Source organism: Collinsella sp. HCP28S3_G2 (assembly GCF_052065125.1).
Lineage (GTDB): Bacteria > Actinomycetota > Coriobacteriia > Coriobacteriales > Coriobacteriaceae > Collinsella.
The window spans coordinates 98,848-114,474 of sequence record NZ_JBQHUO010000003.1; the positions used below are offsets into that span (position 1 = coordinate 98,848).

Sequence of the window (15,627 nt, forward strand, 5' to 3'; positions counted from 1 at the left end):
GTATGACACCTGGCTTTACAGCTGACAAGACAGCTGTAAAGCCAGGTGTAAAGTTGGAATAAGGATTCAATCTTGGGGCGGGTCCATTTTCGAACTGGCAAGCTGAGGACAGTCGAGCTCTCGATAACGCAGGAGGCATCTTTGGATGGTCGACGGCATGCCCGTGACCCAGCATGCGGGCCACGGCTTTGACACCAAGAGCATCAAGTTCGCCGTCGAGCGCATGAACGGCAACTGCCAGTTTCGCATTCACGGCAATCGGTTTGAGCTTCGCGCAGTGATGTAAGGGCGCGACAAGTCGGCGCCGCGCTCGACCCATCAGGACCGCCTTGCCGGCGCCAGTCCGCTACAGCGGTGCGGCGGCCGGGGTCAGCTGCTTGATGTAGGCCCACATGCGCTGCTTGGCGGCCTTGTCGGTCAGCGCGGCCTCAAAGCCGTCGAGCGCGAGTACGCGACGACCCTGCACGTGGGCGACCAAGCCGGGCTTGAGCATGGCGGTATCAAAGTCGTCGATCGCCACGAGCATGTCTGCGTAGGTCTCGCGCATGGTATCGGCCGCGCGATCGTCCAGCAGCAGGACCGCCTCGGGGTCCAAGGCCTCGAGCGCCTCGCGGAACAGCTCGCACGGCAGGTCCTCGCCTATCGCAACCGCTCCGTCGCCCGCGCCGGCAACACTTGCCAGCACGCAGAAATCCTCGGGCGCGTAACCGATGGCGCCGAGCGCCTTACGCAACGCGGCGCCGTCTGGACCGGCAGCCAGCTCGCCACCCGCACGCTCGGCATCGTCTAAATCTCCTTTTACCAGCACAATCGGCGAGCACGCGTTGCCCGCGATACGCACGCCGCGGCCCGCGAGCGATGCGAGCTCCTGCTCGGCCGCCTGGGCGATGGCTTCTTTTTTCTGGCTTTGTGACGTGGGCATGCGCTCTCCAATCGTTTGCGTTCCCACCATTATATAAAAGAGCCGCCTGCGAGTGGTTGCATTACGGGCCGTTGGGTATAAGCACGGTCGTACTGAGTCTTACGCGGCAGAGCCGCGTCGCACTATGGAGGTCACCATGGCTGACATTAAGCAGATTACCCCCGAGAATTTCGATTCCATCGTTGACGGCAGCCTTCCCGTGCTGGTTGATTTTTGGGCACCGTGGTGCGGTCCCTGCCGTTCGCTCTCGCCCATTGTTGACGAAGTGGCCGACGAGCTGGCCGGCAAGATTACCGTCGCCAAATGCAACGTCGACGACAATCAGGACCTGGCCATGAAGTTTGGCGTTATGAGCATCCCCACGCTGATTGTCTTTAAGAACGGTGTGGAAATCGACCGCTCCGTCGGTGCGCTGCCCAAGGCCAGGCTGCAGGCGCTGCTGGAGAAGCACCTGTAATACGCCGGTCACGTGTTGCCGTCCATGAGTGGTTTTGTGCCGCTCGCCGGAGAGCCGGGTGTTGCGCCCGCGACCACGGATAGTATGGTAATCACAAACAGCCCCCAGTGAACGGGTGCGGGTCAGACGGACTCGCACCCGTTTTCTTATGCGGCGATGCGTAAAGCGGGCGTAGTAGAATCTGAACCACTGATTAGACCCGTACAAAAGGAGATTCCCATGCATGACGTCGGAATGAACATGAGCCAGCTTGCCATGAGCGTCAAGCAGGTCGACGACACGATCGAGCTCGCCCACGAGTGGAGCCATCAGCTGCTGCATGCGACCGAGAACTTTGACATGGAGCGCATTGGCGCCAAACTCGAGGCCGCCATGGCGGCGCTCCACGAGGCGCACGACGCACTCGAGGGCTACGAGGAGGCCATCGAGGCCGACCATAACTCCGTTGGCTCCGTAAAGCTGGTGTAGCGTGACCGAGCACGAGCACGCCTGCGAGCACGAGCATCCGCACGGGCCGACCGGCGACGTGGGCTGCCGTTGCAGCGGCTCCGCCTCCGAGCTGGTCCGTTTTTCGGTCACCGCGCCCGACGACCTGTTGTGCCGCTTTGACGAGCAGATCGCGCGCCGCGGCGACGTTGCCAACCGCTCCGAGGCCGTGCGCGACCTGATTCGCGCCTCGATCGCCAAGGAGCAGATGCGAACGCCCGACGAGCAGGTCATCGGGTCGCTCACCATGATTTACGACCATCACACCGGCGACCTGACGCGCCGCCTGGACGAGGTACAGCACGACTACACCGACGAGATTGTCTCGACCATGCACGTGCATCTGGATCACCACAACTGCCTGGAGATTCTGGCGCTTAAGGGTCACGGCGAACGTGTCTACGAACTGGCTGACCGTCTGCTGGGCCTGCGCGGCGTTAAACACGGCGAGCTCACCTGCGCCGCCACCGAGCAGAGCCTGGGGCTGTAGCGGGTCTTTGCGCGGCGCACCTGCCAAGAAGGGACAGGTTTGTTTTGGCAGGTTTAACGTTTTACCTACCAAAATAAACCTGTCCCTTTTTGGCAGGTCTCGATGAAGGAGGGTCGCATGCGGCATGTGCATATTCATGTGACGGGCATTGTGCAGGGCGTTGGCATGCGGCCATTTGTGTATCGCGAGGCCATGGCGCATGGCATTTGCGGCTGGGTGCTTAACGCGGGCGATGGCGTGCATATCGAGGCGCACGCCCTAAGCGAGGCGCTCGACGAATTTGTCGCCGCGCTTTCCGAGCATACGCCTGCGGCAGCTCGTGTGGAGCATGTCGAGGTTATGGACCTAGCGCCCGGCGACTGGGAAGCCGCCAACGAGCGGGGCTTTCGCATTGTGGCATCGCAGGATCAAACCGCCCACACGACGCTCGTCTCGCCCGACATCGCCACGTGCGACGACTGCCTGCACGAGCTGTTCGATCCCGCCGACCGACGCTTTCACTATCCCTTTATCAACTGCACCAACTGCGGACCGCGCTTTACCATCATCCGGTCGCTGCCCTATGACCGAGCGGCCACCTCGATGGATTGCTTTCCTATGTGCCCCACCTGTGCCGCAGAGTATGGCGACCCGCTTGACCGGCGGTTTCACGCGCAGCCCGATGCCTGCTTTGATTGCGGGCCGCACATTACGTGGCGCGAGGCCGGCGAAGCCGCCGCGTCGCTGACCGTCGGCACCACGCGCAAGACCAGCGACGCCATTATCGACCGCTGTGTTGAGCTGCTGGCCAACGGCGGTATCATCGCCATCAAGGGTCTGGGCGGATTTCACTTGGCATGCGACGCCTCCAACGAGAAGACGGTAGCCGAGCTGCGCCGTCGCAAGCGCCGCAGCAACAAGCCGCTTGCCGTTATGGTGCGCGGCCTTGCCGATACTGAACGCCTGTGCCATGTCAACGACGTTGAGCGCGGCCTGCTGGCCGGCAGCATTCGCCCCATCGTGCTGCTGCGCCGACGTGCCGTTTGCGAGAGCGGCGGCTCCCCCAACGCGCTCGCACCGTCCGTCGCGCACAACCTTCCTGAGCTTGGCGTTATGCTCCCCTACACCCCGCTTCAGCATCTGTTGCTTGCCGCGGCAGAAGCCCGCGGCATGCACGCGCTCGTCATGACCAGCGGAAACCTGAGCGAAGAACCCATCGAGACCGATGACAACCTTGCCTGGGAACACCTCGTTGCCGCCGGCATCGCCGACGCGTTGCTCGGTAACGACCGCGCAATCCTCTCGCGCTACGACGACTCTGTGGTGCGCGCGGTGAACGGCGCCGTTATGCCCGTTCGCCGCGCTCGCGGATATGCACCCCAGCCGCTGCCGTTGCCGGCGCTCGACGGCACCACGCCCTGCGTACTCGCCTGTGGGCCGCAACAAAAGGCCACGATTGCGCTCACGCGTGAAGGGACGAACGGCGAGGCAACCTGTTTTGTGTCGCAGCATATCGGCGATATCGAAAACGGCGCAACTTTCGATGCCTGGAACGCCGCGCGCACGCGCTTGGAAGATCTCTTTGACTTGGCGCCCGCCGCCTTGGCCTGCGATCTACACCCCAGCTATCTATCGAGCCAGTGGGCGCGCGAGCAGGCGCGAAAATGCAATCTGCCGCTCGTCGAGGTCCAGCACCATCATGCGCATATCGCGAGCGTAATGGCCGAGGCGATTGCCGCGGGCCAGCTTACAACCGACTCGCGCGTCCTTGGCATCGCCTTTGACGGCACCGGCGCCGGCACCGATGGGACCATTTGGGGCGGCGAGTTTCTTGTTGCCAGCCTTGGCGGCTTTGAGCGCGCCGCGCATTTGCGCACCTGGACGCTCCCCGGCGGGGCGGCCTCCGTGCGCGACGCCCGCCGCAACGCCTTTGCCCTGCTCAGTGAGCTCGGCCTGCTTGAACATCCGGGGGCCGAGCGGCTCTTGGACGGCCTAGACGAGCAAACACGCAGCGTGACGGCAACGATGATCGAGCGGAACATCAACAGCCCACGCACGAGCAGTATGGGGCGTCTCTTTGACGCCGCCGCTGCAGTTTTGGGCATTTGCGGGCAGGCAACCTACGAAGGCGAGCCCGCCATCGAACTCGAAGCCGCCGCCTGGCGCGCGCTCGGCAGCAAAATTACCCATGTTCCCGGCGATAAAGACGGCTGTTCCGCATCTGACCCATTGCGACTGGACAGTTTGTTCAGATTTGTATTAAAAACAGACCCTCTAACCAACGGTTTTGGCTCAGATTACCCCGAAGAGGGCTCTCCAGGCACCTCATTTGCGGTTAATACGCCCGCCGGATACCCCAAATCAACCCATTCGGGGTCCTCGCAGACGATCTATACCACCCATTACCACTCTAAAAAGTACAAATCTGAACTAACTGTCCAAGCAACCTCGAGCAGGTCTCTCGTCCTGGGCCCCAGCTCACTTTTTGCGGCGCTTTTGGAGGGAACCAGAGCCGGTGTGCCCGCCGACAGGCTCGCACTCGACTTCCATGTCGCCGTCGCGCGCTCCTCGGCACGCATCGCCAGCGAGATCTGCGCGTGCGAGGGCATCGACACCGTCGCGCTCTCGGGCGGCGTGTTCATGAACCGACTTCTGCTCCAGCTCCTCACCCGCGAGCTCAAAAGCGCAGGTCTTACTGTCCTTATCCCCCATACCGTGCCCGTCAATGACGGCTGCATCGCCTACGGTCAGGCGGCGGTCGCAAGCGCTCGTCTTGCGCAGATCGCATCGCAGTAGCTCGCTCTCGCACACCGCTGTGCCCAGCCGTCTCACAGGCGTAACGCGTTTGCCCGCGAACCCCGCGAGCGCTACCATCAACTGATGGATTATTGAGCGCCTATCCAGCGCAAAACGTATAAAAGGGGAACAATATGTGCCTTGCCGTTCCCGGCAAAGTAGTCAAACGCGACGACGGCCTCAAGGCTACCGTCGACATGATGGGCATCGAGCGCCCCGTGTCGCTGCGACTCGTGCCAACGGCGCAGGTTGGCGACTATATTCTCGTACACGCCGGCTTTGGCATCCAGATCGTCGACGAGCAGGAAGCGCAAGAAACACTCGAGCTCGTTAACGCCATGACCGAACTGGCCGAAGAAGACCAACTGGCCAGCAACCCGGCCGAGGCATACTAGTGGCGGCCGGACAGCCGGCGCGCTCCGGTATCGACTTTTCGGCATTTCGCGACCCCAAGCTGGCTCGCGAGCTCATCGATCGTATTCAAGAGCTTGTCGGCAACCGCAGCATCAACCTTATGGAAGTCTGCGGCACGCACACCGTGAGCATCGGCCGCTATGGCTTTCGCTCCATTATGCCGGCCGGGCTCAAGCTGCTGAGCGGCCCGGGCTGCCCCGTCTGCGTTACCGCCAACCGTGACATCGACCACGCGATCGCGCTCGCTAACATAGACGGCGCCATCATCACCACCTTTGGCGACATGATGCGCGTGCCCGGATCGTCCACCTCGCTCGCAGCGCAAAAGGCGGCAGGGCGCGATATCCGCATCGTCTACTCCCCGCTCGATGCGCTCGACATTGCCGAGCAAAACCCCGATCGTCCGGTCATTTTTATGGGCGTGGGCTTTGAGACTACGACGCCCACCATCGCCGCTGCCATCTTGGAGGCCGAGGCGCGCGGGCTTTTGAACTTTTCGGTCTATTGCGCCCACAAGACCACGCCGCCGGCGTTGCGCGCCATCGCCAACGATCCCGAGACCGCCATCGACGGCTTTATCCTGCCGGGCCACGTCGCCACCATCACGGGTTTGGCGCCCTTTAGCTTTTTGGTCGACGAGTTCGATACCCCGGGCGTGGTCACGGGATTTGAACCGGTCGATATCCTGCAAGGCATCTGCATGCTGGTCCAGATGGCTGTCGAGGGCAGGCCCGCGATCGACAACGCCTACCGCCGTGGCGTCAACGCAGACGGCAACCCCGTGGCGCGACAGCTGGTCGAGCAGGTGTTTGAGCCATGCGACACCACATGGCGCGGGCTGGGGCCGATTGCCAACTCGGGCCTTTCCATCCGCCCTGAGTTCTCGCGCTTTGATGCCCGTACCCGCTTTGACGTGCCCGTTGAGGCGACGGTCGAGCCGCGTGGATGCCGCTGCGGCGACGTGCTGCGCGGGGCCATTACGCCGAGCGGCTGCCCGCTCTTTGGCCGCACCTGCACGCCCGAGCACCCCGTCGGCCCGTGCATGGTGAGCTCCGAAGGCAGCTGCGCGGCGTACTACCGCTACCGCGACTATTAGGTTCCGCCGTTCTAACGAGCGGCGGACTGGTCGACGCTGCGCCTCACCCATATAATTCCGTCCTCGATTGGAGTTTTGGATATGTCCCATAGCATCACCGATAGCAACGTCCTTTTGGGCCATGGCTCCGGCGGTCAGATGATGAAACGCATCATCGATGAGGTCTTTTTGGATGCCTTTGGGACGCCCGAGTTGCTCGAAGGCAACGACGCCGGCGTCGCCGCGCTGCCCGCGAGCGGGCGCATCGCCATGTCGACCGACAGCTTTGTAGTCTCGCCGCAGTTCTTCCCCGGTGGCAACATCGGCCGTCTCGCCGTGTGCGGAACCGTCAACGATGTCGCGACCTCGGGCGCCAACGTGCGCTACCTATCGTGCGGTTTTATCCTCGAAGAGGGCTATCCCATGGATAAGCTCCGCCAGATTGTGCAGACGATGGCCGAGACGGCGCGCGAGGCGGGCGTGTCCATAATCACGGGCGACACCAAGGTGGTCGAGCGCGGCGGGGCCGACGGCGTCTACATCAATACCGCCGGCGTGGGCGAGGTTCCCACGGGCGTGGCGCTCAGCGGCGCCAACTGCCGCCCCGGCGACGTTATCCTGGTGTCAGGCACACTCGGCGACCACGGGATCGCCATCATGAGCCAACGCGAGGGCCTGGCATTTTCGAGCACGATCGAAAGCGATGCCGCGCCGCTCAACCACCTGATTGCCGACGTTTTGGCCGCAGCGCCCGGCACGCGCTGTTTCCGCGACCCCACGCGCGGCGGCCTGGCATCCACACTCAACGAGTTTGCCCAGGCCAGCGGTGTTGCCATGGAGATCGACGAGGATGCCGTGCCCGTGCGCCCCGACGTGCAGGCCGCATGTGAGATGCTCGGCTACGATGTGCTGCAGGTGGCAAACGAGGGCAAGATGGTTGCCGTGGTGCCGGCCGAGCAAGCCGATGCCGCGCTGAGCGCCATGCGCGCCGCCCGCTACGGCGAGAATGCCGCCATCATCGGTCGCGTGCTGCCGCTTGGATCGGACGCCCGTCCCGCCGTGCGCGTTCGCACCGGCTGGGGCTCGACCCGCATCCTCGACATGCTCGTGGGAGAGCAGCTGCCAAGGATTTGCTAGGGCGGAATCGCATGAGTGGCGCGATGTCACCTGATATCCCTGGAGATGTTCAGATTCCAAGCACACCCAACGCGTAAGCCCAGTATTATGGGGTGCGTTTTGAAACCCAATGACGGGAGCTTTCATGGCAGCAGCTTTTTCCCATGTGATCTTTGATCTGGACGGCACCATCCTCAACACGCTCGAGGACCTGGCAGCCGCCGGCAACCATACCTGCGAGGCGCACGGCTGGCCCACATTTGCCGTTGACGAGTACCGCTACAAGGTGGGAAACGGCATGCTCAAGCTGGTTGAGCGCTTTATGCCCGCCGAGTACGCGGGCGACGGCCGTATGTTTGAGCAGACGCTTGCCGAGTTTAGGGCTTATTACGGCGAGCACAAGGAGGACCACACCGCCCCCTATGCCGGCACGATCGAGATGCTCGACCGCTTGCGTGCCGCGGGTGTGCAGCTTGCCGTGCTCACTAACAAGGACCACGTCTCGGCGGCCCCGCTTATCGAGAAGTATTTTGGTTCCGAGCGCTTTGCGCTGGTACAGGGCCGTGTCGATGCGTTTCCGCCCAAGCCCGAGGCACCCGTCACGCTGCATGTGATGGAAGAGTTGGGCGCCGACCCGGCGACCACGCTCTATGTGGGCGATTCCAATGTCGATATCCTGACCGGCCACAACGCCGGTCTTAAGAGCGCAGGCGTCAGCTGGGGCTTCCGCGGCCGCGCAGAGCTGGAAGCCGCCGGCGCCGACTACGTGGTGGACAGCCAGGCAGAGCTCGCGGCGCTGGTGCTGGGCGAGTAGCGAGCGGGCACCAGAGCGAACAAATTGGCATGAAAAGAGGACGGCATAGACCTTCTGGTCATGCCGTCCTCTTTGAATGACAAGTTGCCGCTCTGGTGCCCACGCAGCGTCGAGCAGTTGCGGCGTTTGGCAAAACGCCGCAACGAACTAGTTCATCATCGCATTCATCATCTCGGTGGTTGCGGAATCGTCGGCAGACCACTCGTTATCCTCGTTGGCGGAATACTTAAAGGTGACCTTGGTGTCCTTGGTCTTAGCGGCCTTGGTCACGTCGACCATCACCTGGCCGGCCATCTTGTACAGCTCGTCCTCGGAAGGCATCGTATCGAGTGCGGCGATCTTCTCCTGATACTGGGTGGCGAAATCTTCGACGATCTTGTTCATGGACTTGCAGGTGATGGTGACCTCGGCGGTCGCGGTGCCCTTGCCCTCATCGACCGTCACATCACCGATCTTGTAATCAAAACCCTCGAGATAGCTCTTGGCATACTCCTTGGGATCGATGCCCAGCTGCTCAAACTCGTCGCCCGAAGCCTCTTCCAGGCCGGAGAGGAAATCATCGCCGCCGTTCTTGATCTCGTCAAACTGACTCGTAAGGTCGTTGGTGATGAGCTCCTCCACCGAAGGCCCTCCGCAGCCGGAAAGCAAAACCACGCACGCGACCAGGGCAGCCATCAGGGGCGCAAGCAGCAGCTTCTTTTTCATGACATTCCTCCAAACAAGCGGCGCTGCGTTTCCCGCGCAGCGCACGTCGCAACAGTAAGTCCATATTAGCGACTCCGTTCAACCCCCTACGTCGCAAAAGCGTGGGCGGCTCAATTTGACGAGTGAATGGCCCATAAAGCAAGCCCCCTGCAATAAAATGCGCCTGCTCGGCCTATTAAAAAAGGGTGGCCGGATAACCCGACCACCCTTGTGCATCTTCTGGATGCCGCAGACTACTTGCGGACGACCTTAACGATGGCGTCACCGGCGGCGACGGCAGACTCGGCCTCGACGGCGAGCTCGACATCGGCAAACTCGGCGGTGTTGGACACGGCCACGACGACGCAGTCCTTGTAACCGGCGGCAGCGATCTTGGCGCGGTCGATCTTGAGCAAGGGCTGGCCGGCCTTCACGACGTCGTCGGCCTTGACGAAGCCCTCGAAGCCGTCGCCATTCATGTTGACGGTATCGACGCCAACGTGCACCAGAACCTCGATGCCGCTATCGGACTGCAGGCCCACGGCGTGACCCATGGTGACGGTCACCTTGCCGTCGCAGGGAGCGTAGACCAGGTCGTCCTCGGGCCACACGGCGCAGCCCTTGCCCAAAACCTCGCCAGCAAAGACGGGATCGGGCACGTCGGCCATCTTGATGACCTTGCCCTTGACGGGCGAACACAGCACGTCGGCGCCGGCAGAAGCAGAAATGGAGGCCGGAGCAGCGGCAGCCACGGGCTCAGCCTTCTTCTTGAACATATCAAACAGACCCATACGTTTTCTCCTCTTGATTAAGCGCAACGTTATGCGCATACCTATGGTGATTATAGTGCCAAATGGCCAAAATGCTAAGGCGAGGGCCCGAATCACAAGCCCTTCCAAGCCCTTCCAAAACCTTTTCCCATGGGGACTCATATTGTCGATTAAGCCTCGATAAGCCCCAGGTGAACAAAAGCGTTCCAGATGCCGTCGTCATCGACGTCGGTGGTCACGTAGTCGGCGGCCGGTCCGGCGTTCGGCGGAACGCCGGAGCTCAATTATTCCAAGCCCTCGGCGCCGTTGGACTTGATGATCTTCTGGTATGCGAAGAAGCTGTCCTTGCGGCGGCGCTCGTAGGTACCGGTGCCGTCGTCGTACTTATCGACGTGGATGAAGCCGTAGCGCTTGCGCATCTCGCCAGTGCCGGCGGAAACCAGGTCGATGGGACCCCACCAGGTGTAGGCAATCAGGTCAACGCCATCGGCAATGGCCTCGCCCATGGCCTTGATGTGGCTCTGCAGGTAGGCGATGCGATACGGGTCATGGATGGAGCCGTCCTCCTCGACCTCGTCGTAGGCGCCCATGCCGTTCTCGACCACCATCAGCGGAATCTCGTAGCGGGCGTAAATCTCGTTGAGGGCGATGCGCAGGCCCAGCGGATCGATCTGCCAGCCCCAGTCGGTGGACTCCAGATAGGGATTCTTGCCGCCAAAGGTCATGTTGCCCTCGGTCATCTCGTGGTCCTTGTGGGTGCCCACGGTGCCGGACATGTAGTAGCTAAAGGTGTAGAAATCAACCTTGCCGTCGGCGATATCCTGCAGGTCGCCGTCCTCCATCACGAGCTCAACATCGTTCTCGGCCCAGAAGCGCTTGGCATAGAACGGGTACTTGCCGCGCACCTGCACGTCGGAGCAGTACCAGTTCATGGTATTCATCTCCTGCTGCGTGGCGAACACGTCGGCCGGATCGCACGTGGCGGCATAGGAAAGGATGAAGCAGTCCATGTTGCCCATCTTAAACTGCGGGTAATGCTCATGGGCATAGCGCACGACGCGGCCGCTGGCGACAAACTGGTGATGCAGCGCCTGCATACGAGCCTGCGGCGTGGTGTGGACCGCCGACGCCGGACCCTCAAAGCCCTGAATCATGCTGGTCTCAAAGAGGTTGCCCATGTCCTGAGTACCGCAGTTGATCTCGTTGAAGGTGAGCCAGAACTTGACCTTGTCCTGATAGCGGTCGAAGACGGTCTGGCAGTACTTCTCAAAGAAGCCGATGAGCTCGCGGCTCGCCCAGCCGTTGTATTTCTCGACCAGGTGATAGGGCATCTCGTAGTGCGAAAGGGTCACGAGCGGCTCGATATTGTGGGCGCGCAGGCAGTCGAAGACGCGATCGTAGAAGGCGAGGCCGGCCTCGTTGGGCTCAGCGTCGTCGCCGTTGGGAAAGATACGGCTCCAGGAGATGGACATGCGGAACATATTGAAGCCCATCTCGGCGAACAGCGCGATGTCCTCCTCGTAGTGGTGGTAGAAATCGATACCGTCATGATTGGGGTAGAAGCGGTTGGGGTCGATATCGGTCGTAATCTGACGCGGCTCCTTGTAGCTGCCGCCCAAGAAATGGTCGTCGACGGAAGGACCGCGGCCGTCCACGTTCCAAGCGCCCTCAAACTGGTTGGCAGCGGTGGCGCCGCCCCAATAGAATCCCTCGGGGAACTTGATGTTTGCCATGAGCATCTCCTTTGCATCGTGGGTCGATAAGCCGAGTATCGCCCACGCGCGGGACGGGCAGAAGCGGGCGCACCAAACCCGACACTTCTTTTCGCCTTTGTGCCCCGTCACCACCCCGCCCCTGACACTTCCTGATACCTGCCAAAAAGGGACAGGTTTATTTTGGCAGGTTTTATCTGGACAAACGCCGGCGGTAGACGGCCGGCGTGCAGCCATAGCGCTCGGCAAACTTTTTGTAGAAGAAGCTCATGTTGGCGTAGCCGGCCTCGCGCGCCGCGGTTTCGGCAGTGGCGCCGGCGTCGAGCAATGTTGCCGCGCGTGCCAGGCGGCTCTCCTGCACGAGCTGCATAAACGTGCGGCCCGTCTGCCGTTTGAGCAGCGCGCTTGCGTAGTTGGGACTCAGATGCAGGTGGCGAGCTACGTCCTCGAGCGTACAATCGCAGGCATGGCGCTCGATGTAGCTCACGGCGGCCGCGACCTGCGCCGAAGGCAGCGTGGGCATGTCCGCCTGCAGCAGCGATGTCTCATAGCTTTGCATAATTTCGACCAGCAGCAACTCAAACAGCCTCGACACGATCTGGGGACTCGCCGCCGTCGGCTCCAGAAGCTCGCACAGCATCTCCTGCATATATCGGCGCACGCGGCGGCTGTTGCCCGTGCGGAAATGCACATGACCGCGGTGGCCGGTTTCGTCATTGAGGGCATTGATGAGGAACTGCGAGACGGCGCTTGACGGCGACAGGCTCTGCTCTAGGCTGCGGCGCAACATCACCCGCGAGATGACGATGCTCAGCATAATGTCATGCTCGCCGAGCTCGCCTACGGCATGCGGACAGGCCGCGTCGAGCAAGAGCACCTCGTTTTGGGCAAGCGTGAGCCGTGCGCCGTTGACGACCTGCGGCGCATGCCCTCGATAGACATAGCAGATTTCGACATAATTGTGCACATGCTCCGGCACGGGGTTAAAGCGCGAGTTGCGCACGATTGACAGGCCCTCAGGCATGCCTTCTTGGTGCAGGGCTCGCGTCGGGTCACCGATTTTATGGATATGTTTTTCACCGATATTCTGCTGATGACCCGAACTGAACGCATCGTTCCAGTCATAGCGGGTGCCTGCGCAGTAAGCGCGCTCGCTGTCGGTCAGCTTGAGCAAAAGATTGTCCAAACGTGCGATATCCATATCGCCACCATCATTGATTTGGTCATATTCTGCCGTGGTTTTGATATTAGCAGAAGTGTGCGCGCGACGTACTCTGACTTCAATCGATTTAAAAGGTTTGTTTTAGAGGAGTGGATATGGCGGCATACGACAACCATGTGCTTCCGTTCTTGTGGCTCAAGGGCGAGGCGCGCGAGACGATTACCGAATACTTAGAGCAGATTGCCGGGGCGGACATCCACGAGGTCTGCCTCGAATCGCGCACGCATCCCGAGTTTTGTCGCGACGGCTGGTGGTCCGACCTGCGTTTTATCATTGGCGAGTGCAAGCGCCTGGACTTGAAGATCTGGCTGCTCGATGATGCCCACTTTCCCACGGGCTACGCCAACGGCGCGCTTGCAGGCGAGGATGTAGACCCCGCGCTCAAAAAGACCGTGCTTAAGCATCACACGGTAACGGTCGTCGGTCCCCAGCCGTCCACGACCATTAAGCTCGGCAATCTTATGGATCCCACGGAGCGCTTTGTGGGCACGGCGACTTTCGACGCCGCCGGCGCACCGCTCGACCTTGAGCTCGCCGTTGAACAGACCGAGGATGGCACTCCCGTCCGCCTGCGCTTTGACGCTCCTGCCGGCATCACCACCCTCGAGCTCTACGTCACCAGCCAAAAGACCGGCTTTCGCGATGAGTACATCAACATGGTCGACGCCGATTCGTGCCGTATGCTCATCAACGCCGTCTACGAACCCACGTTTGAACATCTGGGCGACGAGTTCGGCAAGACCATTCTGGGCTTCTTTACCGATGAACCGGGCTTTATGAACGAGAAGGGTGCGACCCTCGAAGACGCTTCCACCAGCAGCTTTATTGGACGCGGCGATATGGCACTGCCCTGGTCGGATGAACTTGCCCGCCGCTTGCACGAGGAGTTGAGCGCGAGCTGGCTTGCCGAGCTCCGCGGCCTTTGGACGCGCGACCCCGCCGGCGCTCGGGTCCGCCACACTTACATGGACATCGCCACGCAACTCTACCGCGCGTGCTTTGACGAGCAGATTGGTGACTGGTGCCGCAAGCGCGGCGTCATGCACATCGGACATGTGATTGAGGACAAGAGTTGCCACACGCGCCTGGGCCAGGGCGCCGGACACTACTTCCGCGCGGTCGCCGGGCAGGATATGGCGGGCATCGACGTTGTCATCAACCAGCTTGCCCCCGGCGTCGACCACGGACGTTACAGCTACTTCCACGGCGCGTGGAACATGGAGTTCTTTACCTACGCGCTCGCCAAGTTGGGCTCTTCGGCCGCACGCCTCGACCCCAAAAAGCAGGGGCGCTGCATGGCCGAGGTCTTTGGCGCCTTCGGCTGGCACGAGGGCTTGCGCGAGATGAAATGGATCGCCGACCACATGCTCGTCCGCGGTATTAACTGGTTTACGCCGCACGCGTTTAGCATGGCGCCCTTCCCCGATTGGGACTGCCCGCCGCACTTTTACGCACACGGCAACAATCCGCAATGGCCGCACTTTGGCCAGCTCATGAGCTATATGAACCGTACGGCAACGCTGCTTTCAGGAGGCTATGCCATGCGCCCCGTTGCCATCCTGTACCATGCCGATGCCGAATGGGCCGGCAACGCCATGCCTATCGAGCGCGTGGCGGCAGAGCTCACGCGCGCGCAGATCGACTTTGATTTTGTGCCCGCCGAGGCTTTTGAGGATGAGGACCGTTACGAGGTTTCGATTGCCGACGGATTGCTTACCGTAAACGATTGTCGTTACCAGGCGTTTGTTATGCCAGGAGCTTCATTTATTGGCGCTGCGACGGCGGAGGCAGTGAGACGCATGGCGGATGCAGGCGTTATGGTGTTTGCCGTCGACGAGGTGCCCGGCACATTCTACGATACCGATGGCGCGATCGAGCTGGGAGGGCTCGTCGCAACGCCGCTCGCCGATGTCGCCCGCGCGCTTGCAAGCGCGGGACTGCAGACCGTTGTGCCTGACACACCGCAGCCTTGGCTACGCGCACTTCGCTACGAGCGGGTGGGCGAGACCTACGTTATGCTCGTCAACGAACACCCACGCGAGCGTATCGACTGCACGGTTGCACTTGCGACAGGCGAGCGCCTTTGCGGCACGCGGCTCGACCTGCTAAACGGCGCCGGGCCCGTTGCGTTTGACGGTGCGTTGGAGCTCGCACCCTTCGAGAGCTGCATCGTTGTTTTGGAAACGAGCAGCAAGAATGCGCCTGGAGACGGCGCAATCGACGCTGATACGTCGCTCGGCCTGCGCATCGAAGGCCCATGGACCGTCGCCCTCTCTCCTGCCGGCAGCAATGGCGCCTTTGGTGAATCACAAAAGCTCAAGCACCTGTGCAACCTTACAGCCGATCTGTTCACCGGCACCTGCGGTACCTACCGATATCATGCGTCGTTTGAGCTGGCCAACGATTGCGCCGACGCCACAATCGACCTGGGAGACGTCTACGAAACCGCGACGCTCACGCTCGATGGACGCCCGCTCGGCACACGCATCTGCCCGCCCTATCGTTTTGCCGCCGGCGCACTTTCTGCCAGTGCGCATGAGCTCACGATCGACGTCATCAACACGCTCGACCATGCGATCCCCGACATTTTCGCCCTCACCGAACCCGTCGCCCCCAGCGGCATCCTCGGCCCCGTTACCCTTTGCGGGCAAAACCTGCCAAAATAAACCTGTCCCTTTTTGGCAGGTTTG

15 protein-coding genes are annotated in these 15,627 nt (G+C 61.6%); 10 read left to right on the forward strand and 5 right to left on the reverse strand.

Going from position 1 to position 15,627, the window contains the following annotated elements:
• The first annotated feature begins 157 nt into the window (after window positions 1-157).
• Window positions 158-286, forward strand: a complete 129-nt coding sequence (locus ACTNB2_RS03325; RefSeq protein WP_441045711.1) for a hypothetical protein — start codon at window positions 158-160, stop codon at window positions 284-286.
• Window positions 287-346: 60 nt separating this feature from the next.
• Here the strand turns inward: ACTNB2_RS03325 and ACTNB2_RS03330 are convergent, their stop codons facing one another.
• Window positions 347-922 (reverse strand): hypothetical protein, encoded by a 576-nt coding sequence (locus tag ACTNB2_RS03330; protein ID WP_441041769.1) that lies wholly within the window; start codon window positions 920-922, stop codon window positions 347-349.
• 136 nt (window positions 923-1,058) lie between these two features.
• On the opposite strand from ACTNB2_RS03330, the gene trxA reads away from it, so the two are divergent.
• The 8 genes from trxA (at window position 1,059) to ACTNB2_RS03370 (ending at window position 8,549) form a co-directional block, all read left to right on the forward strand.
• A complete protein-coding gene (gene trxA, locus ACTNB2_RS03335; RefSeq protein WP_441041771.1) occupies window positions 1,059-1,379 on the forward strand; it encodes a thioredoxin in 321 nt (106 codons plus the stop codon).
• A 219-nt stretch (window positions 1,380-1,598) separates the two neighbouring features.
• Window positions 1,599-1,847 (forward strand): hypothetical protein, encoded by a 249-nt coding sequence (locus ACTNB2_RS03340; protein ID WP_006235225.1) that lies wholly within the window; start codon window positions 1,599-1,601, stop codon window positions 1,845-1,847.
• Between the two features lies 1 nt (window position 1,848).
• The gene (gene nikR / locus ACTNB2_RS03345) at window positions 1,849-2,355 is read left to right on the forward strand and encodes a nickel-responsive transcriptional regulator NikR (protein ID WP_441041773.1); all 507 of its coding nucleotides are present in this window, start codon (window positions 1,849-1,851) and stop codon (window positions 2,353-2,355) included.
• A gap of 117 nt (window positions 2,356-2,472) precedes the next feature.
• Complete coding sequence (hypF, locus tag ACTNB2_RS03350) at window positions 2,473-5,130, forward strand: carbamoyltransferase HypF (RefSeq protein WP_441041775.1); 2,658 nt, start codon at window positions 2,473-2,475, stop codon at window positions 5,128-5,130.
• A 134-nt stretch (window positions 5,131-5,264) separates the two neighbouring features.
• Window positions 5,265-5,525, forward strand: a complete 261-nt coding sequence (locus ACTNB2_RS03355; RefSeq protein WP_154518167.1) for a HypC/HybG/HupF family hydrogenase formation chaperone — start codon at window positions 5,265-5,267, stop codon at window positions 5,523-5,525.
• Window positions 5,525-6,640, forward strand: coding sequence for a hydrogenase formation protein HypD (gene hypD / locus ACTNB2_RS03360; protein ID WP_441041777.1), 1,116 nt, complete (start codon window positions 5,525-5,527; stop codon window positions 6,638-6,640). The genes ACTNB2_RS03355 and hypD overlap by 1 nt, the downstream gene beginning before the upstream one ends.
• Before the next feature lie 81 nt (window positions 6,641-6,721).
• On the forward strand, window positions 6,722-7,756 hold the full coding sequence (hypE, locus tag ACTNB2_RS03365; protein ID WP_441041778.1) for a hydrogenase expression/formation protein HypE: 1,035 nt from the start codon (window positions 6,722-6,724) through the stop codon (window positions 7,754-7,756).
• A 124-nt stretch (window positions 7,757-7,880) separates the two neighbouring features.
• A complete protein-coding gene (locus tag ACTNB2_RS03370; protein WP_229770728.1) occupies window positions 7,881-8,549 on the forward strand; it encodes an HAD family hydrolase in 669 nt (222 codons plus the stop codon).
• A 147-nt stretch (window positions 8,550-8,696) separates the two neighbouring features.
• On the opposite strand, the gene ACTNB2_RS03375 is transcribed toward ACTNB2_RS03370, so the two are convergent.
• The 4 genes from ACTNB2_RS03375 to ACTNB2_RS03390 form a co-directional block, all read right to left on the reverse strand.
• On the reverse strand, window positions 8,697-9,254 hold the full coding sequence (locus ACTNB2_RS03375; protein ID WP_441041553.1) for a hypothetical protein: 558 nt from the start codon (window positions 9,252-9,254) through the stop codon (window positions 8,697-8,699).
• A 233-nt stretch (window positions 9,255-9,487) separates the two neighbouring features.
• Complete coding sequence (locus tag ACTNB2_RS03380) at window positions 9,488-10,024, reverse strand: PTS sugar transporter subunit IIA (protein WP_427719835.1); 537 nt, start codon at window positions 10,022-10,024, stop codon at window positions 9,488-9,490.
• A 263-nt stretch (window positions 10,025-10,287) separates the two neighbouring features.
• Entirely contained in the window at window positions 10,288-11,736 is a 1,449-nt protein-coding gene (locus tag ACTNB2_RS03385) for a glycoside hydrolase family 1 protein (protein WP_427719834.1), read from the reverse strand.
• 172 nt (window positions 11,737-11,908) lie between these two features.
• Window positions 11,909-12,916, reverse strand: coding sequence for an AraC family transcriptional regulator (locus tag ACTNB2_RS03390; protein ID WP_441041552.1), 1,008 nt, complete (start codon window positions 12,914-12,916; stop codon window positions 11,909-11,911).
• A 116-nt stretch (window positions 12,917-13,032) separates the two neighbouring features.
• Between ACTNB2_RS03390 and ACTNB2_RS03395 the strand changes: the two genes are divergently transcribed.
• A complete protein-coding gene (locus ACTNB2_RS03395) occupies window positions 13,033-15,603 on the forward strand; it encodes a glycosyl hydrolase (protein ID WP_427719832.1) in 2,571 nt (856 codons plus the stop codon).
• The last annotated feature ends 24 nt before the right edge of the window (window positions 15,604-15,627 follow it).